This is a genomic window from Corallococcus caeni (genome assembly GCF_036245865.1).
Taxonomy (GTDB): domain Bacteria; phylum Myxococcota; class Myxococcia; order Myxococcales; family Myxococcaceae; genus Corallococcus; species Corallococcus caeni.
Genome location: NZ_BTTW01000007.1, coordinates 528908 through 547758, shown reverse-complemented (window position 1 = coordinate 547758; position 18851 = coordinate 528908). Strand labels below are relative to the sequence as shown.

Annotated in this window: 15 protein-coding genes; 9 read left to right on the top strand and 6 right to left on the bottom strand. The window is 69.2% G+C overall.

The features are described 5' to 3' along the window. Window position 1: 1 nt before the first annotated feature. Both bla and AABA78_RS29120 read left to right on the top strand, forming a co-directional pair. Window positions 2-877 (top strand): subclass B3 metallo-beta-lactamase, encoded by an 876-nt coding sequence (gene bla, locus AABA78_RS29125; protein ID WP_338267990.1) that lies wholly within the window; start codon window positions 2-4, stop codon window positions 875-877. Between the two features lie 235 nt (window positions 878-1112). Next, window positions 1113-3557 (top strand): Ig-like domain-containing protein, encoded by a 2445-nt coding sequence (locus tag AABA78_RS29120; RefSeq protein WP_338267988.1) that lies wholly within the window; start codon window positions 1113-1115, stop codon window positions 3555-3557. 9 nt (window positions 3558-3566) lie between these two features. On the opposite strand, the gene AABA78_RS29115 is transcribed toward AABA78_RS29120, so the two are convergent. Then, a complete protein-coding gene (locus tag AABA78_RS29115; protein ID WP_338267986.1) occupies window positions 3567-3728 on the bottom strand; it encodes a hypothetical protein in 162 nt (53 codons plus the stop codon). Continuing rightward, window positions 3725-4114, bottom strand: coding sequence for a putative porin (locus AABA78_RS29110; protein ID WP_338267983.1), 390 nt, complete (start codon window positions 4112-4114; stop codon window positions 3725-3727). Before AABA78_RS29110 ends, AABA78_RS29115 begins: the two co-directional genes overlap by 4 nt. 23 nt (window positions 4115-4137) lie before the next feature. Here AABA78_RS29110 and AABA78_RS29105 point away from each other — a divergent pair, with 23 nt between their 5' ends. The 4 genes from AABA78_RS29105 to AABA78_RS29090 all read left to right on the top strand — a co-directional run bounded on the left by AABA78_RS29105 (window position 4138) and on the right by AABA78_RS29090 (window position 9066). After that, window positions 4138-4455 (top strand): hypothetical protein, encoded by a 318-nt coding sequence (locus AABA78_RS29105; RefSeq protein ID WP_338268050.1) that lies wholly within the window; start codon window positions 4138-4140, stop codon window positions 4453-4455. Window positions 4456-4746: 291 nt separating this feature from the next. After that, window positions 4747-5547 carry a hypothetical protein gene (locus tag AABA78_RS29100; RefSeq protein ID WP_338267980.1) on the top strand — a complete coding sequence of 267 codons (801 nt, stop codon included), beginning with the start codon at window positions 4747-4749 and terminating at the stop codon, window positions 5545-5547. Continuing rightward, window positions 5544-6455 carry a type VI immunity family protein gene (locus AABA78_RS29095; protein ID WP_338267979.1) on the top strand — a complete coding sequence of 304 codons (912 nt, stop codon included), beginning with the start codon at window positions 5544-5546 and terminating at the stop codon, window positions 6453-6455. The genes AABA78_RS29100 and AABA78_RS29095 overlap by 4 nt, the downstream gene beginning before the upstream one ends. Window positions 6456-6627: 172 nt before the next feature. Beyond that, window positions 6628-9066 carry an Ig-like domain-containing protein gene (locus AABA78_RS29090; protein ID WP_338267976.1) on the top strand — a complete coding sequence of 813 codons (2439 nt, stop codon included), beginning with the start codon at window positions 6628-6630 and terminating at the stop codon, window positions 9064-9066. Between the two features lie 9 nt (window positions 9067-9075). On the opposite strand, the gene AABA78_RS29085 is transcribed toward AABA78_RS29090, so the two are convergent. The 3 genes from AABA78_RS29085 to AABA78_RS29075 all read right to left on the bottom strand — a co-directional run bounded on the left by AABA78_RS29085 (window position 9076) and on the right by AABA78_RS29075 (window position 13370). Next, window positions 9076-10368, bottom strand: a complete 1293-nt coding sequence (locus AABA78_RS29085; protein ID WP_171412290.1) for a porin — start codon at window positions 10366-10368, stop codon at window positions 9076-9078. A 70-nt stretch (window positions 10369-10438) separates the two neighbouring features. Beyond that, window positions 10439-11884, bottom strand: coding sequence for a sigma-54-dependent transcriptional regulator (locus AABA78_RS29080; RefSeq protein ID WP_171412289.1), 1446 nt, complete (start codon window positions 11882-11884; stop codon window positions 10439-10441). Continuing rightward, window positions 11874-13370, bottom strand: a complete 1497-nt coding sequence (locus AABA78_RS29075) for a HAMP domain-containing sensor histidine kinase (protein WP_338267971.1) — start codon at window positions 13368-13370, stop codon at window positions 11874-11876. Before AABA78_RS29075 ends, AABA78_RS29080 begins: the two co-directional genes overlap by 11 nt. A 174-nt stretch (window positions 13371-13544) precedes the next feature. On the opposite strand from AABA78_RS29075, the gene AABA78_RS29070 reads away from it, so the two are divergent. Further along, entirely contained in the window at window positions 13545-15296 is a 1752-nt protein-coding gene (locus AABA78_RS29070; RefSeq protein WP_338267969.1) for a SulP family inorganic anion transporter, read from the top strand. Window positions 15297-15317: 21 nt separating this feature from the next. On the opposite strand, the gene AABA78_RS29065 is transcribed toward AABA78_RS29070, so the two are convergent. Further along, a complete protein-coding gene (locus AABA78_RS29065) occupies window positions 15318-17552 on the bottom strand; it encodes a GNAT family N-acetyltransferase (RefSeq protein ID WP_338267965.1) in 2235 nt (744 codons plus the stop codon). Window positions 17553-17715: 163 nt separating this feature from the next. On the opposite strand from AABA78_RS29065, the gene AABA78_RS29060 reads away from it, so the two are divergent. Together AABA78_RS29060 and AABA78_RS29055 are read left to right on the top strand one after the other, a co-directional pair. Beyond that, on the top strand, window positions 17716-18381 hold the full coding sequence (locus AABA78_RS29060; protein WP_338267962.1) for a glutathione S-transferase family protein: 666 nt from the start codon (window positions 17716-17718) through the stop codon (window positions 18379-18381). Between the two features lie 41 nt (window positions 18382-18422). Continuing rightward, window positions 18423-18659 carry a SelT/SelW/SelH family protein gene (locus AABA78_RS29055; protein ID WP_338267960.1) on the top strand — a complete coding sequence of 79 codons (237 nt, stop codon included), beginning with the start codon at window positions 18423-18425 and terminating at the stop codon, window positions 18657-18659. The last annotated feature ends 192 nt before the right edge of the window (window positions 18660-18851 follow it).

The following is an 18851-nucleotide window of genomic DNA, read 5'->3' as shown; positions in this document are numbered from 1 at the left end:
CATGCGCCTCCAGACCATCACCCGCGCCCTCGCCGCATTTCTGCTGCACGCCACGCCCACCGCCGCCGCGCCGCCGCCCCTGCCGCAATTGCAGGCCTATACCGTGGATGCGGCCTGGCTCCAGCCCATGGAGCCGCTGCGCATCGCCGACCACACCTGGCAGATCGGCACCCAGGAGCTGACCGCCCTGCTGGTGGAGACCCAGGACGGCCTCGTGCTGCTCGATGGCGGCATGCCCCAGATGGCCGACCATCTGCTGGCCAACCTGAAGCGCCGCGGCTTCGCGCCACAGGACCTGCGCCTGCTGCTGAGCAGCCACGCGCATGCCGACCACGCCGGCCCCTTCGCCGCACTGAAGCGCCGCACCGGCGCGCGGGTCGTGGCCAGCGCCGAGTCCGCGGTGATGCTGGCGCGCGGAGGCAGCAACGACCTGCACTTCGGTGACGACATCACCTTCCCGCCCGTCGAGGTGGACCGCGTGGTCATGGACGGCGAGGTCGTCTCGCAAGGCGGCGTCGAGTTCACCGCGCACTTCATGCCGGGGCACACCCCGGGCAGCATCGGCTGGACGTGGAACGATACCCGGGAGGGCAAACCGGTCCGCATTGCCTACGCAGACAGCCTCAGCGCTCCCGGTTACAAGTTGCTGGCCAACCCGCGCTACCCGCGCATCGTCGACGACTACCGGCGCAGCTTCGCCACCGTGCGCGCCCTGCCCTGCGATGTGCTGCTGACCCCGCATCCAGGCTCCAGCGGCTGGGACTATGCAGCCGGCCCCGCGGCCGGCGCCAAGGCAATGAGCTGCAAGGCCTACGCAGATGCCTCCGAGCGCGACTTCAACACGCAACTGGCAGAGCAGCGCCACAAGGCCCGGTAACAGGCTTCAGTGGGGCTCCGCCTGGTGGCCGCTGGGAACGAAGAAGCGCTCCGCTGACCCGGTGCCTGGTTCCCTCTCTGTTGTTGCCTGTCAGGCAACTGTGGCTTCCCAGTCAACGACAGCCACCAATCCGCCAAGTGATATTTTGTTGGCTTAGCGAAACTCTTCCCGGAGCCCTGCGATAAAGTCTCGTTGTGGTCCGCACCCCGCGGCTCGACATTTCGAGGCCTGAGAAATGCCTGTGTTTCATGGAGCCCGCCGGCTCGCGTTGTGCCTGCTCACGTTCGTCCTCGCCTGTGGTTCCACCGAACCGGATCCGACGCCCGGGGAGGGCGAAGACAACGGCAAGGTCGCCGCGCTCACCCTCACGCCGAACGGGGCGACGCTCCTGGTGGGCGAGACGCTGACCCTGGCCGCGCAGGCGCTCGACGACAGCGGCCACACGCTCAAGAACGTCCAGGTGACCTGGTCCTCCTACCTGCCCGAGTACGCCACCGTGACTGACGGCCGGGTGACAGGCGTGGCTCCCGGCGGCACGGTCATCACCGCCAAAGTGGGCGCGGTGAGCACGACCCTGTCCGTGGTCGTGCTGCCGGGCGACGCATCCCTTCCTTCGAGCGACGAGGTCCTCACGTCCGCGCACGAGGCAGGCCTCATCAACGACGAGGAGCTGCTGGCCTACCGGGTGTACGCCGCGTTCAGCGATCCCCGGCTGCCCCTCCAGTACAAGGCCCGCGTCGAGCCGGGCTTCGACGTCACCCCGCTCGAAGAGCTCCACTCGCGCTTCGACGACCTCTCCGCGCCGATGCAGGACGCGCTCGGGATGTACCTGCTGCGTCCGGACGACCCGGGCAGCTGGCTCAACGCGCCCCTGCCCGACGCCCGGCTGCGCAGCATGGCGCGGCCCACCTGCAGGCCCAGCTCGGACAGGTGGGACTCCCCCTCCAAGTCCTTCTCGAAGGTGAAGGTCTGGTACCAGTTCACCGTCAAGGGACAGCGCGAGCAGGCCGTCCTCCTGGACGAGGCGATGGAGAAGGAGATCTGGCCGAAGCTGATGGCGCTGGGCCTCAAGGAGCCCCTCACCGACGAGTCCTCCGCGGGCTGCTACGGAGGAAGCCCCCAGCTCGACATCTACCTGACCCCCAACATGGCCGGCCGGGGCCTGACCCTCCCGGAGGGCTTGGACAACACGCAGGCCGCCACCTACATCCTGCTGTGGGACGGGCTCGCCGGTGACGACCTCAAGGGCGCGGCGACGCACGAGCTGATGCACGCCATCCAGTGGTCCTACAAGACGAAGGGCCCGCAGTCCGGCTACGGATGGATCCGCGATGCGACCGCGAACTGGGCCATCGACCAGGTGTATGGGCAGAAGCTTCAGCTGGAGCACGACTACGCCGACTGCTTCATGAGCAGCCCGGAGCTGTCCCTGGAGGACCGCTCCCCGGGCCACTGCACCTCCCCGGCGGCGGGCAGCTCGGCGGCGCGCGACTACGGCGCCTATCTGTTCTTCCAATTCCTGGCGAAGAAGCACGGCCCGAACGTCGTGGTGGCGGCGCTGGAGAAGCTGACCACGGAGACCTCCAGCCTCACCGCGGTGGACTCCGCCGTCCCCGGCAGGCTGGAGAAGACCTGGCCGGAGTTCGCGAAGGTGCTCTGGAACCAGGCGCCCATCGACGCCAAGGCGGAGTCCTTCGCGAAGTGGGACCAGCTCACGGAGAAGGTGAAGTCCACCGCGCTCAACGGCGATCTGGCCGGTGCGCCCGAGAAAAAAGAAGAGCTCCACGACGAGCTGAAGAACCTGTCCAACCACTACGAGCACTTCACGTTCAGCGACCCGAACACGCGCTCGCTGCTCTTCCACAACGGGTGGTTCAAGAACATCACCGAGTCGAAGGATCCGGTGAAGGTGATCGCGCTCTGGAACGACGCGAGCGGAACGTGGCACGAGGAGGACTGGAGCGATTACGAGTACGTGGGCCTCTGCCGTGACATGAAGTCGCAGCGGGCCCAGGACCTGATCATCATCACCAGCAACGCGAAGTTCCAGCCCGGTGGCGGTGGGAGCCTGAAGGCGCAGAAGACGCCCTACCTCAAGCGCAGCAACGTGGGCTGCTGGAAGTACAAGGGCACCTCGAAGGCGGTCCTGACGGGGGCGAACTGGTCAGGCCAGGGAAAAATCCTCGACTCGAACCTGGAGTACCAGGTGCTGGGAGCCTTCGCGAACGCGGACTACGACCATCCGAGCCTGCCGCACACGAAGCGGCTGGGCGCCTTCATGATCATGCCCGCCAGCGGCGACTTCACGCTCGACGTCGACTACAACTTCGGAGGCTGCCGGTACACGCACGGGCCCACGAAGTACGCGCTGGTCGCGAATGGAGGGGTGATGGTGATGAACCCCTTCAACGAGTTGAAGTCGCCGGATCCCGACACCCAGAACTGGCTGTCGCACGCCTCGCGCTCGTACACGTCAGCGATTGGTGATGGACGCATCGTGGATATCGCCGTCGGCGGCGGCCCGGACTGCAAGGGGCCGGAGAAGGATGCCCCCGGGACCATCGTCTTGACGGACTCGGGTTCACCGCCGCTCGCGAAGCCCAACGGCGAGCTGTCCGGGACGTTCCTCTACGCGGGCTCCACCTTCACCTGGACGCTGCAGCCGCAGATGGAACCCTGAGGCCGGTTCTCAGAAGGCGACCTGGAAGCGGGACATCACGACGTTCTCCGCTTCCCTGTCGCCTTCCAGGGCCCCGCCTACGTAGTCCGTGCGGTGGTAGTTCAACGCGACGCGCACGCGCCGGTTGAGGGCAAAGAGGGTCGCGACGCCGAAGCCCCGGGCCCGGCTCACGGAGCGCGTGGGTCCGCGAAGAGGGGGAACGCGTCGTCGTCCATGTCCAGGCCCGGGTAGCGCACTGAGAGCTCCAGCGCGCCGCCCTTCCCCGTCTTGGGGTCGAAGGGACGGCGCGGCTTGGGGCCCGTGAAGGACGCGTCCCCGCCCAGCACATACGACGCATACGCCTGCCACGCCTGATGGCGCAGGCGCGCGCGCTGCTCCCCCACGCGCACCTCCTGGGACGACAGGACGTACTCCGCGAGCAGCCCCACCGGGCCCCAGTAGAAGTAGCCCTGGGGCGACAGGCGCACGTGCTCTCCGTCCGCGACGGTGGTCGGTCCGGGGGTGCCGTTTTTCAGGAAGCTGAAGATGACCTCCTGGCCGGTGCTGCGCTGGGGCACCAGGCCAGTCGTGGGAGAGGACGATTAGCGACGGAGGTGCATGGCAGGGCAACATCAAGGCGCGCCTGTACGAACGGGTCCGTGAGCGAGGCTACGACTCACTGACCGCCTTTGCCGATGCGCGCCCTGCCGTTCCGCTGTTCGTCCTGGCCGACGAGTTGGGCAACGACGTTGCCGCAGTGCAGGTGTTGAGCGGCTTGCTGTACGAGGCGGAGCAGCACAAGCGGGTCACGCGCTTCGTTCGCGACGTGCTCCTCGCCAGTCCACCACCTCCCGGCTGGCGCCCGCTCGGTCCTGATGACGAGGTTCTCCGGACGCTCCTTCCCGACGAGGAGGCCTGAACGGAACTGGAGTTCCCAAGTCAGGGTCCTGCCTGGGTTTCCTATCGCCTTGGCCCACGGGTTCAAGTCCCGTACGCCTCCGGTTGCGCCCGACCATTCGCGCTGCGGCACTGACACTGCCGATGTTGCGGTGCATGGCCTCCGCGAGGTCGGCGCGCTTGAGGATGGCGACGCCCGCGAAGGGCCACCGGTGGCAGGTGCTCCTGGGCGCGGTTCCACACCGGGACGAAGGGCCCGCCGTGGCCCGGCGTGGGAGAAGATGACGGCATGGCGTCGGGTAGAGTCCGGCGCATGCGTCCCGTGAAGATTCTCTGGATGGCCTGTGCCCTGCTGACGGCTTGTGCTGGTGGTTCACGGCATTCCCGGCATGGAGAGCTGGGGTTCGTGGATACGGACACGGCCGCACGGGCGCGGTATGCCGCGTATGTGGCGGAGCAGGCCACCGCGTCCGCCACCCGGGCCGCCGCGTCTCCCCTGCTCCGAGCCATTCCGCCGGCCATGCTCGCACTGATGCAACAGGACCATGATGCGGGTGAGCTCGAAAAGCAGCTCGCCGCATGCGCGGTGCAAGCCGAGCAGGTGGGGAATGCGCGCTATTTCCAAGACCGACCTCCGACGCGGCAGGAGTGCGCTGAAGTCGTTGAGAAGGACCGCTGCGGCAATCCCGTGACCCGGGCCATGTTCCTGGGCAAGCAGAAGCACGTGCTCGCACTTCAGTGCGCCGAAGAGGTGCTGAGGAGGCTGTGGCCCGCGCCCTTCAGCATCGAGCAGCGCTACCGCTACTACCCGCATGTCCGGATGGTGGAGACCGTCAGCAAGCAGAAGGAAGCGCAGCTCATCGCTGATGGCTGCACCGACGAACTCAGGGGGACCCTCAAGCCGGACATCGTTCTGCACGGCGACCGCAACCTGCTGAAGTCCGTGCTCACGCTGGACTTCAAGTTCCCGTGCCCGGCCAGCAACCAGCCACAGTGGACCTCGTATGGCCCAGGGAGCCCCTATTTCGGAAGCAACCAGCGCACCGTCTACGAAGCCGCATTGGGCGGAAAGCCTTTGCTCATCTCGCCACAGAGAGGAGTGTGGGAACCATGAAGCAATCCCATCCCGCCATTCAGCTTCGAGATAAAGGCGGTTGGCTGGCCGCGCAGGACGGCCTCGTCGTCTCCTTCTATCTCCACCGTTCCCCTGAAGAAGTCGCGCCTGCCATCTGGCGCTCCCTCCAGCGCTATCTCCAGGTCATCCCGCCCAAAACCTTGAATTGGTACGTCTCGGACGAAGGAGACATGGCCCCATTGGATGATGCGGGCTGGGAGCAGATCCGGCAGTACCTGCTTGAGCCCCCATGGAGCGGCGCCTGGGCGATCGAGCTGTCGGAAAGCCCTAGCGAAGCGGGAAGCTACCAATTCGAGTACTACGGGCGGCGGCTGGGGGATCCCCTCTACAAGGATCCGGCCACGTCCGTTTCATTCGCCTTCCCGACCCAGGACCTGCGGGAGCACGGCGCACTCCGGATGCGCGCACTGGCCCTCGAGCTGTCGGAAGAATTGCCTTTCAACTTCGGATACGTCAGTCCCGCCATTGTCTCGCCGCACGGCTACTGGTCTTCGGGGGATGGGCACCTTCTTGAGACGCTCCTCACCCGATACCCCAGCCTGGACCTCTACCACGCCAGCGCCTACAGCTCGGTCATTGGCGCGCACGCCCTGAGTCCCGCCTGGCTCACCTTTCTAGGTCAGCCCCTGTTGGGGCAGCTGGGTGGCATCAACGCGCTCCGGAACGCGCTTCCTTTTCCGGAGGTCTCCCTGCTTCCCATGGTCGGCGACCGTGTGCTCGTCACCCTGGACGAATGGCCAGCCCCCATCGACATAGAGCGGGAGGCCATCCCTCCCCAGTACCGCGCGCTGGCACGCCTGATGGAGCCCTTCTTCTTCCAATACCAAGGCGAAGCGCTCCTCCCCCACCAACAGGATGTCAACCTGCGGATCCGCAGGTTCCTCTGACCCTCGGCCCGGACTCCTGTTGCCTGTGAGGCAACTGTGGCCTCCCAGTCAACGACAGCCATCCAAGCACCGAGGATGTATTTCGTTGATTTGGCGAAACTTCATCAGGAATCATGGCGATAAAGTTTCGTTGTAGCCCGCACCCCGCGGCTCGACATTTCGAGGCCTGAAAATGCCTGTGTTTCGTGGAGCCCGCTGGCTCGCGTTGTGCCTGCTCACGTTTGTTCTCGCCTGCAGCTCCACCGAGCCTGATCCGACGCCCGGGGAGGACGACGACAAGGTCGCCGCGCTCACCCTCACCCCGAACGGGGCGACGCTCCTGGTGGGCGAGACGCTGACCCTGGCCGCGCAGGCGCTCGATGACAGCGGCCACACGCTCAAGAACGTCCAGGTGACCTGGTCCTCCTACCTGCCCGAGTACGCCACCGTGACCGACGGCCGGGTGACGGGCGTGGCCCCCGGCGGCACGGTCATCACCGCCAGGGTGGGCGCGGTGAGCACGACCCTGTCGGTGGTCGTGCTGCCGGGCGACGCGTCCCTTCCGTCGAGCGACGAGGTCCTCACGTCCGCGCACGAGGCAGGCCTCATCAACGACGAGGAGCTGCTGGCCTACCGGGTGTACGCGGCGTTCAGCGATCCCCGGCTGCCCCTCCAGTACAAGGCCCGGGTCGAGCCGGGCTTCGACGTCACCTCGCTCGAAGAGCTCCACTCGCGCTTCGACGACCTCTCCGCGCCGATGCAGGACGCGCTCGGGATGTACCTGCTGCGTCCGGACGACCCGGGCAGCTGGCTCAACGCGCCCCTGCCCGACGCCCGGCTGCGTAGCATGGCGCGGCCCACCTGCCGGCCCAGCTCGGACAGGTGGGACTCCCCCTCCAAGTCCTTCTCGAAGGTGAAGGTCTGGTACCAGTTCACCGTCAAGGGACAGCGCGAACAGGCCGTCCTCCTGGACGAGGCGATGGAGAAGGAGATCTGGCCGAAGCTGATGGCGCTGGGCCTCAAGGAGCCCCTCACCGACGAGTCCTCCGCGGGCTGCTACGGAGGAAGCCCCCAGCTCGACATCTACCTGACCCCCAACATGGCCGGCCGGGGCCTGACCCTCCCGGAGGGCTTGGACACCACGCAGGCCGCCACCTACATCCTGCTGTGGGACGGGCTTGCCGGTGACGACCTCAAGGGCGCGGCGACGCACGAGCTGATGCACGCCATCCAGTGGTCCTACAAGACGAAGGGCCCGCAGTCCGGCTACGGATGGATCCGCGATGCGACCGCGAACTGGGCCATCGACCAGGTGTATGGGCAGAAGCTTCAGCTGGAGCACGACTACGCCGACTGCTTCATGAGCAGCCCGGAGCTGTCCCTGGAGGACCGCGCCCCGGGCCACTGCACCTCCCCGGCGGCGGGCAGCTCGGCGGCGCGCGACTACGGCGCCTATCTGTTCTTCCAATTCCTGGCGAAGAAGCACGGCCCGAACGTCGTGGTGGCGGCGCTGGAGAAGCTGACCACGGAGACCTCCAGCCTCACCGCGGTGGACTCCGCCGTCCCCGGCAGGCTGGAGAAGACCTGGCCGGACTTCGCGAAGGTGCTCTGGAACCAGGCGCCCATCGACGCCAAGGCGGAGTCCTTCGTGAAGTGGGACCAGCTCACGGAGAAGGTGAAGTCCACCGCGCTCAACGGCGATCTGGCCGGCGCGCCCGAGAAAAAAGAAGAGCTCCACGACGAGTTGAAGAACCTGTCCAACCACTACGAGCACTTCACGTTCAGCGACCCGAACACGCGCTCGCTGCTCTTCCACAACGGGTGGTTCAAGAACATCACCGAGTCGAAGGATCCGGTGAAGGTGATCGCGCTCTGGAACGACGCGAGCGGGACGTGGCACGAGGAGGACTGGAGTGATTACGAGTACGTGGGCCTCTGCCGTGACCTGAAGTCGCAGCGGGCCCAGGACCTGATCATCATCACCAGCAACGCGAAGTTCGCGCCCGGTGGCGGTGGGAGCCTGAAGGCGCAGAAGACGCCCTACCTCAAGCGCAGCAACCTGGGCTGCTGGAAGTACAAGGGCACCACGAAGGCGGTCCTGATGGCCGGAGGCTGGTCGGGCCGGGGGCACGTCCTCGACATGAACGCGGAGTTCCAGGTGCTCGGAGGCTTCGCGACCGGGGACTACGACCATCCGAGCCTGCCGCACACGAAGCGGCTGGGCGCCTTCATGATCATGCCCGCCAGCGGCGACTTCACGCTCGACATCGACTACACGTCCGGCGGGTGCCGGTACACGCACGGGCCCACGAAGTACGCGCTGGTCGGCTCGGGCGGGGTGATGTTGATGAACCCCTTCAACGAATTGAAGTCACCGGATCCCGATATCCAATCCTGGCTGTCGCACGCCTCGCGCTCGTACACGGCGGCGCTCGCGGATGGACGGCTCGTGGATCTCGCCGTCAGCGGCGGCCCGGACTGCAAGGGCCCGGTGAAGGATGCCCCCGGGAACATCCTCCTCACGGACGCGGATTCTCCGCCGCTCGCGAAGCCCAATGGCGAGCTGTCCGGGACGTTCATCTACGCGGACAGCACCTTCACCTGGACGCTGCAGCCGCAGCTCGAACCCTGAGGCCGGTTCTCAGAAGGCGACCTGGAAGCGGGACATCACGACGTTCTCCGCTTCCCTGTCACCCTCCAGGGCCCCGCCCACGTAGTCCGTGCGGTGGTAGTTCAACGCGAAGCGCACGCGCCGGTTGAAGGCGAAGAGCGTGGCGACGCCGAAGCCCCGGGCCCGGCTCACGGAGCGCGTGGGGTCCGCGAAGACAGGGAACGCGTCGTCGTCCATGTCCAGGCCCTGGTAGCGCACGGAGAGCTCCAGCGCGCCGCCCTGGCCCGTCTTGGGGTCGAAGGGGCGGCGGGGCTTGGGGCCCGTGAAGGACGCGTCCCCGCCCAGCACATACGACGCATACGCCTGCCACGCGTGGTGGCGCAGGCGCGCGCGCTGGTCACCGATGCTCACCTCCTGCGACGACAGGACGTACTCCGCGAGCAGCCCCACCGGACCCCAGTAGAAGTAGCCCTGGGGCGACAGGCGCACGTGCTCTCCGTTCGCGATGGTGGTCGGTCCGGTGGTGCCGTTGTTCAGGTAGCTGAAGATGATCTCCTGGCCGGTGCTGCGCTGAGGCACCAGGCCGGTCGCGGAGGTCGTGGCGGAGGGCGTGCCGAACTGGAGGCCCCGGGAGACGGCGACGCCCAGGCCCAGGCCCTGGAGCGCGGAGGACGTATCGCCCTTGAAGGGCTGGGCGAAGACGCGGGCCACCAGGTCAAAGCTGTCGTCGGTGTTGACGTCGATGCTGGCGCCGTCGGGATCGCCGTTGACCACCGCGAACGCATACTGGAGGCGTCCCCCGGCGATGTCGCCGTGCAGCTGCACTCCCGCGTCGCGGACGGGGACCAGATCGAAGGTGAGCGAGCGCTCGATGAACGGGACGTCCGTGTTGGCCTGGAGCAGCTCCAGTCCAAAGGGGGTCTTGAAGCGGCCGGCGCGCAGGCGGAGCCACTCGACGGGGTGCAGGTCGATGTACGCGTCCTGGACGAGCGGCTGCATGTAGCCGAAGTCCGGCATGAGCCGGAAGTCCACGAAGCCGAACAGCGTCCCGTCCAGGAAGGGGCGCAGGCGCCGGATGAGGAACGTGTTGGTGCCGGTCCGGTCCGAGTCCGCCAGGTAGAAGCGGCCATCCCCCTGGAGCTGTCCGCGGATCTTCAGCACGAAGGCCTTGTCGGCGGAGGACAACGTGTAGCCCTCCTCGGAGAGCTGGACGGTGGGGGGCTCCAGGGGCTTTTCGGGCTCGGTCGCCTGGGCACGGGCCGGGGACGCGGCGAGCAGCAGCGACCCCAGGGTGGCGAGGTGGGCGGCGGAGATGGCGGACACGCGTGGCCTTTCACATGAGGGGGCGCGCACGTTCCCCACGTGAAGTCAGGCTGTCAAGGCTCGCGCGGGCTCAGCGCGTGGGACCGCCCTCGGACGTTCCCTTGAAGTCAGCGGCGGACAGGCCGTGGCGCTTGAGCAGGTCGTAGAAGTCGCTCCGGTTGCGCCCGGCCATTCGCGCCGCGGCGCTGACACTGCCGTTGCTGCGGCGCATGGCCTCCGCGAGGTAGGCGCGCTCGAAGGCATCCCGGGCCTCACGCAGCGAGGGCAAGGCCTCCGTGCCGCCCGGAACCCCTGGCAGCTGCGCGCTTTCGGCTGGGGGCCGCTCCAGCGCCTGCCCCAGGCGAGGCACGTGCCGCGGCTGAAGCTCGTCCGCGCCGGCCAGGAGCACCGCGGCCTCCATCTCGTGGATGAGCTCCCGGACGTTGCCGGGCCAGCCATAGCGCTGAAGCAATTCCACCGTCGCGGGCGCGAGGCGCGGCGGACGCAGGCCATAGCGGTTCGCCGTGCGCTCCAGGAAGAGCTGCGCGAGCAAGGGGATGTCCTCGCTCCGCTCGCGCAAGGGCGGCAGCTCGATGGGCACCACGTGCAGCCGGAAGTAGAGGTCCTGACGAAAGCGCTTCGCGGCCACCTCCTCCGCGAGGTCCCGGTTGGTGGCGGCGACCACCCGCACGTCCACGGGCTCCTCCACGTCCGCGCCCACCCGCGTGAGCCGCTGCTCCTGCAGCACGCGCAAGAGCTTCACCTGCACGGACGGAGACGCCTCGCCAATCTCATCCAGGAACAGCGTGCCGCCGTTGGCCGCGCCGAACAGCCCCTCGCGCTCGCGCACGGCCCCGGAGAACGCGCCCTTCACGTGGCCAAACAGCTCGCTCTCCAGCAGCTCCGGCGGGAGGGCGCCGCAGTTGACGGCGACGAAGCGCTCCGTGTTGCGGCGCGAGAGCACGTGGAGCATCCGCGCCGCCAGCTCCTTGCCGGTGCCGCTCTCGCCGGTGAGCAGGACGGTGGCGTCGGTGGGGGCGATGCGCGCGATCAGCTCGCGCACGCGCGAGATGGCCTCGCTGACGCCCAGGAGCAGGGGCTCGCCGCTTTCGCCCATGCGCAGCCGCAGCTCGGCCACCTCCCGGCGCAGCCGCGAGCGCTCGAGCGCGTGCGTGAGCTTCTGCATGAGCTCGTGGTCGTGAAACGGCTTGGTGAGGAAGCCGTAGGCCCCCTCCTGCATGGCCTGCACCGCGGTCTCGATGGAGCCGTGCGCGGTGAGCATGATGACGGACAGCTCGGGGGCCCGCTGCCGCGCGGCCCGGAGCACCTCCATGCCATCCATGTCCTCCAGGCGCAGGTCGAGCACCATCGCGTCCACGCGCTCCTGCGCGAGCCTGCGCAGGGCGCCCTTGCCCTCGCTCTCCACGGTCACGTGGTAGCCGCGGGAGGTCATCCGCATGGACATGAGCTCCGCGAGCTGGAGGTCATCGTCCACCAGGAGCACGCGGGGCTGCTGGACGGGGGGCTCAGGTGTCAAGGCGCTCTCCAGGGGACGCGGGGTCTTCCAGGGGGATCCAGAAGGTGAAGGTGGCGCCAGGCGCGGGCGTGTCCGCGAGCGACAGCTCCCCTCCATGCGCGGTGATCATCTCACGCGCGATGGCCAGGCCCAGCCCCGTGCTGCGGCGCCCGCCGACCTCCAGGCTGGCGAAGGGCCGGAAGATCCACTCGCGCGCGTGCGCGGGCACGCCCGGGCCCTGGTCCGCGATGGACAGCTGGACCGCGGGCACGGGGCTGGCGGCGCCAGGGCGCTTGCGGCTCACCAGCTCACACGTGATGCGCACCGTCTGGCCTGCCCTGGAGACCGCGATGGCGTTGCTCACCAGATTGGACAGGGCGCGCTCGACGAGCGCGTCATCCATGGGCGCACGCACGGGCTTCGCGGCCGCTTCGAACACCAGCTGGACCTTGCGCTCATCCGCTTCAAAGGCGAGGTCCTGGAGGACGTTCTGGACGATCTGCTCCACCGAGGCCCCGGCGTTGCGCTGCAGCGGCTGGCCGGACTGCACGCGCGACAGATCCAACACGGAGGTCACCATGCGAATCTCACGCTCGCACGCGGCCTGCGCGAGCTTCACCACGCGGGCCTGCTGCGGCGTCAGGGGGCCCGTGCTGCCATCGCCCAGGAGCGAGAGGGCCTCGCGCACGCGGGCCAGCGGCGTGCGCAGGTCGTGGGACACCGAGGCCACGAACGCGCTCTTGAGCTGATCCAGCTCCGCCAGGCGGCCGCGCATGCGGTCCAGGTCCAGCGAGAGCGCGCGCAGCTCCTCGGGCCCGCGCAGCGGGGGCAAGGGGCTGAAGTCACCCTGGCCGATGCGGCGCGCATGCGTGGAGAGCAGCGCCACGGAGTTCGACACCGTGCGCGCCTGCCCGAAGGCGAGCACTCCCGCGGCGAGGATGCCCAGGAGGCCGAAGAGGCCGCCTGAGCGCAGCGCCGCCGAGCCGATGGCACGCGCGTGGTCCTCCTTCGCCTGGATGGCCAGGCGCATGTCCCGCGTGCGCTCGGACCACACCGTGGTGAGGACCTCATCCAGTTGCAGCCGCCGCTCCCGCAGGGGAAACGACAGCATCGACTCGCAGGTGCCGGCCTGCTCCAGTTGCAGGGCGTACTGCACATAGTCCTGGGCGCTCGCGCGGAAGCCCGCATCGAGCTGCGCCGTGCCGGCACCCAGCGCGGTCTGGAGATCCTGGCGCGCGCTGGCGACAGCGCGGTGCACGCTGGCCGCGCTGCTCTCGCGCTGCTCGCAGGCCACCACCCCGCGCCGCACCGCCAGCTCGAGCGCCCACGCCGCGACGTACACCCGCTGCTCGCGCTCGAAGGCCGCGAGCTCCTCCTGGCCCACGCTGGCCACCACCTCGTGGGTGTGCATGAGGCCCACGGCCATCTGTGAGAACGCCGCCACCAGCAGCGCGGTGACCACCGCGTAGGACAGCAGGAGCCGGGCGCGCAGTCGAAGCACCAACATGGCGCGCAATCTAACGCGCGTCCGTGGGCGCGGCCCGTCACTTCGCACGGCCGTCTGTAGGCCCCGACAGTGTCGGCCCCAGCCGACAGTGGCGCTGGTGGGACGGACCGACAGCGGGGGCACGCCGCCCTCTGACAGGGCGGCTGGCACGGCACCTGAAAGACGCCGTCGTCCATGCGTTCGACAACCGCTCTCTCCAAGCGACCTTTCTCGACCCGGCGTGCGGGCGAGCTCCTCCAGAGCTGGCGCGAGATGGTGCACCCAGGCAGCCTGCCCGCCGATGCAGCGGCCGGCTTGAGCGTGGCGTGCGTGGCACTTCCTCTCAACGTCGCGCTCGCGACCGCGGCGGGCCTGCCCGCGAGCGTGGGGCTCGTCTCCGGCGTGGTGGCGGGCGTCGTGGGCGGGCTGCTCAGTGGCAGCCGCTTCCAGGTCACGGGGCCGGAGGCGGCGCTGCTGCCCCTGGCCGCGGCCATCGTGGCGGCGCACGGGGCCGCGGGCCTCGCCATCGCCACGGTGCTCGCGGGCGTCATGCAGGTGGCGATGGGGTTCGTGCGCGCCGGGCGGTTCGCGCGCCTCATCCCCCGGCCGGTGGTGATGGGCTTCACGGTGGGCATCGGACTGCTGCTGCTCAACACGCAGCTGCCGCGGCTGTTCGCGGTGGAGGACACGCACGCGAACGCCGTGGCGCTCGTGATGAAGCGCACCTGGGGTGCCCATGTGGGCTGGCTCGGGGTCGCCGCCGGAGCCCTCACTGCGCTGGCCATGGTGACCCTGCCCCGGCTGCACAAGCGCATCCCCGCGGTGCTCGTGGGGCTGACGCTCGGCACCGGGCTCATGGTCTGGCTCGGGACGGGCTACGACGCGGTGGGCGCCCTGCCCCGCTCGCTGCCCATGCCCGCGCTGCCGTCCTTCGAAGGCGTGCACCTCGCGGGGCTCCTGCCGGCGGCCGTGGGCCTCGCGCTGCTTGCGTCGCTCGGCTCGCTGCTCGCGACGAGCTCGCTCGATGCGCTCACGGGTGCGCGCACCCACAGTGACCTGGACCAGGACCTGGTCGCGCAGGGGCTGGCCAACATCGCGGCCGGACTGTTCGGCGGCTTCCCGGTGATGGGCGCCATCGTGCGCGCCAGCGCGTCCATCCAAGCAGGCGCGCGCACCCGCGCCGCCTCCGTCCTGCATGCCCTGTGGCTCTTCGTGGCCATGGCGCTGCTCGCGCCGCTGGTGGCGCGCATCCCCATCGCCGCACTCACCGCCATCCTGCTGGTCGTGGGGGTGCGCCTGCTCAACCTGGAGGGTCTTGTTGCCATGTGGAATCAGTCCAAGTCGACGTTGAGCGTGGTGCTCGTCACCGCGCTGGGTATCGCCGTGTTCAACGTGTTCGCCGGCATCGGGGCCGGGCTCGCGCTGGCGAGCCTCCTCTACGTGCGGCGCCACGGCGCCCTGCGGCTGGAGGTGCAGCGGGTGACGGATGCGTCACAGCTGCAGCGCGGCCTGCACGTGCAGGCCCCGGAGGCGACTGGCGCCCCCGAGGCGCTGGACCTCCTGGTCGCGCGCGTGGACGGGCCCATCCTGTTCATCAACCACCTCAAGCTCTACGAGCTCGTCGACGGTCCCCCCTGGGCGAAGCTCGTGGTCATCGACCTGTCGCGCGTGACGCTCGTGGACGCCGCCGGCGTGGCGACGCTCCAGTACCTGGCGGAGTTCCTCGCCGTGCGCGGCGCGCACCTGGCCCTGGTGAAGGTCCCGCCCCACCTGGAAGCCGCGCTCGAGCCGATCGCGCAGCACCTGCTCGAAGCGCGGATGCACGGCTCGCTCGAGGGCGCGCTCCTGGGAGCAGGCCTTCTGCCCACCGCGCCCCTGGAGGCGCCGGTCGTCCTCCCCGCGCACGCCGCTCACTCCGCGCACGCCGCTCACTCCGCGCACCCGTAAGGCGCCGCGGGCCCCCAGGGCCTACGGCTTCGCGGCCGTGGCGTCCGGGGGGCCCGCCAGGGGCAGCTCGACGAAGAAGCGGGCGCCGTCGCCCACGGCGCTCCGCACGTGGATGCGGCCCCCGTGCGCCTCCACGATGTGCCGGGCGATGTGGAGGCCCAGGCCCAGGCCGCTCACCTCGCTCGCGGTGACGAGCCGCTCGAAGCGCTCGAAGATGCGGTGTTGATCTCCCGGCGCGATGCCGGGCCCGCGGTCCTCCACCTCCAGCACGGCGTGGTCGTCGCGGGCCTGGAGGCTGACCGTGAGCGGCGTCCCGGGTGCGTACTTGAGGGCGTTGGTCAGCAGGTTCGCGAGCACCTGCTCCAGCCGGACCCGGTCCCATCTCCCCACGAGCCCCCGCGCGAGCCGCAGCGTGAGCGCATGGCCCGCCTCGGTGAGCTGCTGCTCGAAGCGGTCCACCACGTCGCGCGCGAGGTCGCCCAGGTCCACCCGCTCCAGGTGCAGCTGCAGCCGGCCCGCGGCGATGCGCGAGATGTCCAGCATGTCATCCACCAGCCGGGCGAGCCGGTCGATGGAGCGCTCCGTCTGCTCCACCATCCGGGTGACGCGCTCGCGGGTGAAGGCCGCCGGGTCGTTGGCGTCGATGCGCTTGCGCATGTGCTGCGACAGCAGCTTCATGGACGTGATGGGCGTGCGCAGCTCGTGCGAGGCGATGGACAGGAACGTGTCTCGCGACGTGACGGCCTCCTGGACCCGCTGGAAGAGCCGGGCGTTGTCCATGGCCACGGCGACCTGCGCCGCCAGCCCCGCCACCAGCCGCTCCTCGCGCGCGGTGAAGACGCCGGGCGTCGGGTGGCCGAAGAACAGTCCGCCAATCACCTCACCGGAGCGCGAGCTCACCGGCACCGCGAGATAGCTGCGCACCGGGAGGTGGCCTTCGGGCATCCCGCGGCGGGGCGCGTTGTGGCCGTAGCGCGGGTCCTTCGTGATGTCGTCGCTGCGGATGATGCCCTCGCCCTTGAAGGTGGGCTCGAAGACGCGGGTGGAGCGCGGCATGGGGAAGTTCGCGAAGGCCTCCCGGGGCACGCCGCTGAGCGTGTAGAGCATGTATGCGTTTCCGCGCTCATCCAGCACGTTGTAGAAGAACGCGCCGAACGCGGCCCGGGTGAGCTGGGTGGCGGCGTCCGTCACGCCCTGCACCAGCTTCTCCAATTGCAGCTCCGCGCCCAGCGCCTGGCCCGTGCGGTTGATGAGCTCCAGGTTCTGCAGCGAGTCGTTCTTCTCGATGAGCGTCTGGCGCAGGGACTCCTCCAGTTGCCGCTCGGCCGTGATGTCCTGTGAGATGCCCTCGAAGTGCCGCGCGCGCCCCGCCGCGTCGTGGAAGACGGAGCCCGTGACGTGCAACCAGCGGGAGGGAGCCTCCGCGCTCGGGCGGGTCCGGAAGCGCAGCTCGAAGGGCGCCCGCTCCTCCATTGAGCGCCGGGCCGCGTCCCACACCCGCTCCAGGTCCTCGGGATGGATGCGTTCCCGGACCCGGGCGGGGTCCACCAGGCCGTCCGCGGGCAGCCCGCAGTGCACGCGGCAGATGGCGTCGCAGACGATGTGGGGCTGGGACAGGTCGCGGGACCAGCGGCCGATTCCCGCCGCGGCGAGCACCCTGTCGGAGCGCTCGAGTTCCTCCAGGCGCCGCGGGGGCGGGATCCAATCCCAGCGCACCACGGCCCAGGTGTCGGTGGCGTCCGCGTAGGTGTGGAGGGTGCGGAAGCCCAGCCGCTCATGCGCGCGCAGGGAGCGGCGGTTGTGCACGGAGACCTCCGTGACGACGCAGTCGAAGGTGCCCCGGAGCTGCTCGCGGTGCTGGTGGTAGAGCGCCTCGAACAGGCCCTGGCCCCGGTGGGCCTTGTCGATGCAGATCTGCCCCATCACGTAGAAGCGCTGCTCCCGGAGGGGACGTCCCTGGTCCTCGAGCTGTTCGACGAGCGCGAACATCGGCTCCAGCACCGGGACGAGCTCCCGGCACTCGCGGGGCATCACCAGGGCGTACGCCACGAGCTCGGAGCCCTGGAGGGCGATGATGCTGGGAGCCACCGCGTGCATGCGCTCCAGCGTGGGCAGGTCATGCGCCACGGTCACGAAGCCCTGCGTGCGCCGCTCCTCCTCGGACAGGTGCTGCTTCAGGTTCCTGCGTTGCAGCTCCAGGACCTGTTCCAGCTCCGCACGGGACTGGACGGCCCTGATGACGTAGGGACTGGGCATGGCGCGGGAGCATAGGGCCTCCGCGCCAGGAGCCCAGCGCTCAGGAGAGGAGTCCGGCGGGGCTGGGGACGGCTTGTCCGGAAGGCCGCTTCGCGGCTTCGCTTCCCGGCTTCCCGGGGCGACCGGCTGGTTCGCGCCCGAGGGGCGGGGTAGATACCCCGCCATGCTCAAGGTCCATCATCTCGAACGCTCGCGGTCGCACCGGGTGCTGTGGCTGCTCGAAGAGCTGGGACTGCCCTATGAGGTAGTCCACTACTCCCGGGACCCCAAGACGCTCCTGGCTCCCCCAGAGCTGGCCCAGGTGCACCCGCTCGGCAAGTCCCCTGTCCTCACCGACGGAGACACCCCTGTCGCGGAGTCCGCGGCCATCCTCGAGTACCTCGTGGAGCGCTACGGGGGTGGCAGGTTCACGCCGCCACCCGGGACGCCCGAGGCAGCGCGCTACCGCTACTTCCTGCACTACGCGGAGGGCTCGCTGATGCCTCAGCTGCTGGTCGCGCTCATCGCGCAGCGCATCCGCAAGGCGCCGGTGCCCTTCTTCCTGCGGCCCGTGACGGGGAAGATCGGAGGCACGCTGGAGCAACAGCTGGTGCGCCCCAACCTCACGCGCCACGTGGGCTTTCTTGAAGCAGAGCTCGCGCGCTCGCCCTGGTTCGCCGGTGAGGCGTTCAGCGTCGCGGACATCCAGATGAGCTACCCCGTGGAGGCGCTCCTGTCGCGCGGGGACACCACGCGAATGGTGCGGCTCAAGGACTTCCTCGCCCGCATTCGCGAGCGCCCGGCCTACCAGCGCGCGGTGGAGCGTGGCGGCCCCACGTTCCTCGAATAACCTTACGCAGGGCCTCTTCATGGCCCATCAGGAGAAACACCATGGCCGACGCGAAGGTCTCCATCACCTACTGTACTGCTTGAGGCTACCTGCCCAGGGCCACCCGTGCGGCGGCCGTGCTGAAGGACGAGCTGGAAGTGGATGTGGAGCTGAAGAAGGGCGGGTCCGGGGTCTTTGAAGTCGCGGTGAACGGAAGGGTCGTCATCAAGAAGACCGGCCTGGCGTTCCCCACCGAGCAGGAGGTCGTGGACGCGGTCTTCCGCGCCATGAAGCCCTGACGTCGAGGGCTTCGCCGCGTCCCGGCGCGACTCGGCTGCGTGACGCCGGAACGCACGCGGCGCGCTCACCCGTGCGGCTCCGAGGGGAGCACGGGCGCGGACGCGATGGCGCGCTCCTTGCTCTTGCCAGGAAGTGGTCCCGATGCCCGCCACCGCCGCGGGCACGGACCGCCCCCTCGCCCCCTGGAGCCC

Bases quoted from the DNA above. Each gene is read 5' to 3' on its own strand.
- AABA78_RS29100 (WP_338267980.1), top strand. From the start codon at position 4,747: ATGCGTCCCGTGAAGATTCTCTGGATGGCCTGTGCCCTGCTGACGGCT.
- AABA78_RS29060 (WP_338267962.1), top strand. From the start codon at position 17,716: ATGCTCAAGGTCCATCATCTCGAACGCTCGCGGTCGCACCGGGTGCTG.
- AABA78_RS29120 (WP_338267988.1), top strand. From the start codon at position 1,113: ATGCCTGTGTTTCATGGAGCCCGCCGGCTCGCGTTGTGCCTGCTCACG.
- AABA78_RS29070 (WP_338267969.1), top strand. From the start codon at position 13,545: ATGCGTTCGACAACCGCTCTCTCCAAGCGACCTTTCTCGACCCGGCGT.
- AABA78_RS29075 (WP_338267971.1), bottom strand. From the start codon at position 13,370: ATGTTGGTGCTTCGACTGCGCGCCCGGCTCCTGCTGTCCTACGCGGTG.
- bla (WP_338267990.1), top strand. From the start codon at position 2: ATGCGCCTCCAGACCATCACCCGCGCCCTCGCCGCATTTCTGCTGCAC.
- AABA78_RS29095 (WP_338267979.1), top strand. From the start codon at position 5,544: ATGAAGCAATCCCATCCCGCCATTCAGCTTCGAGATAAAGGCGGTTGG.
- AABA78_RS29065 (WP_338267965.1), bottom strand. From the start codon at position 17,552: ATGCCCAGTCCCTACGTCATCAGGGCCGTCCAGTCCCGTGCGGAGCTG.
- AABA78_RS29090 (WP_338267976.1), top strand. From the start codon at position 6,628: ATGCCTGTGTTTCGTGGAGCCCGCTGGCTCGCGTTGTGCCTGCTCACG.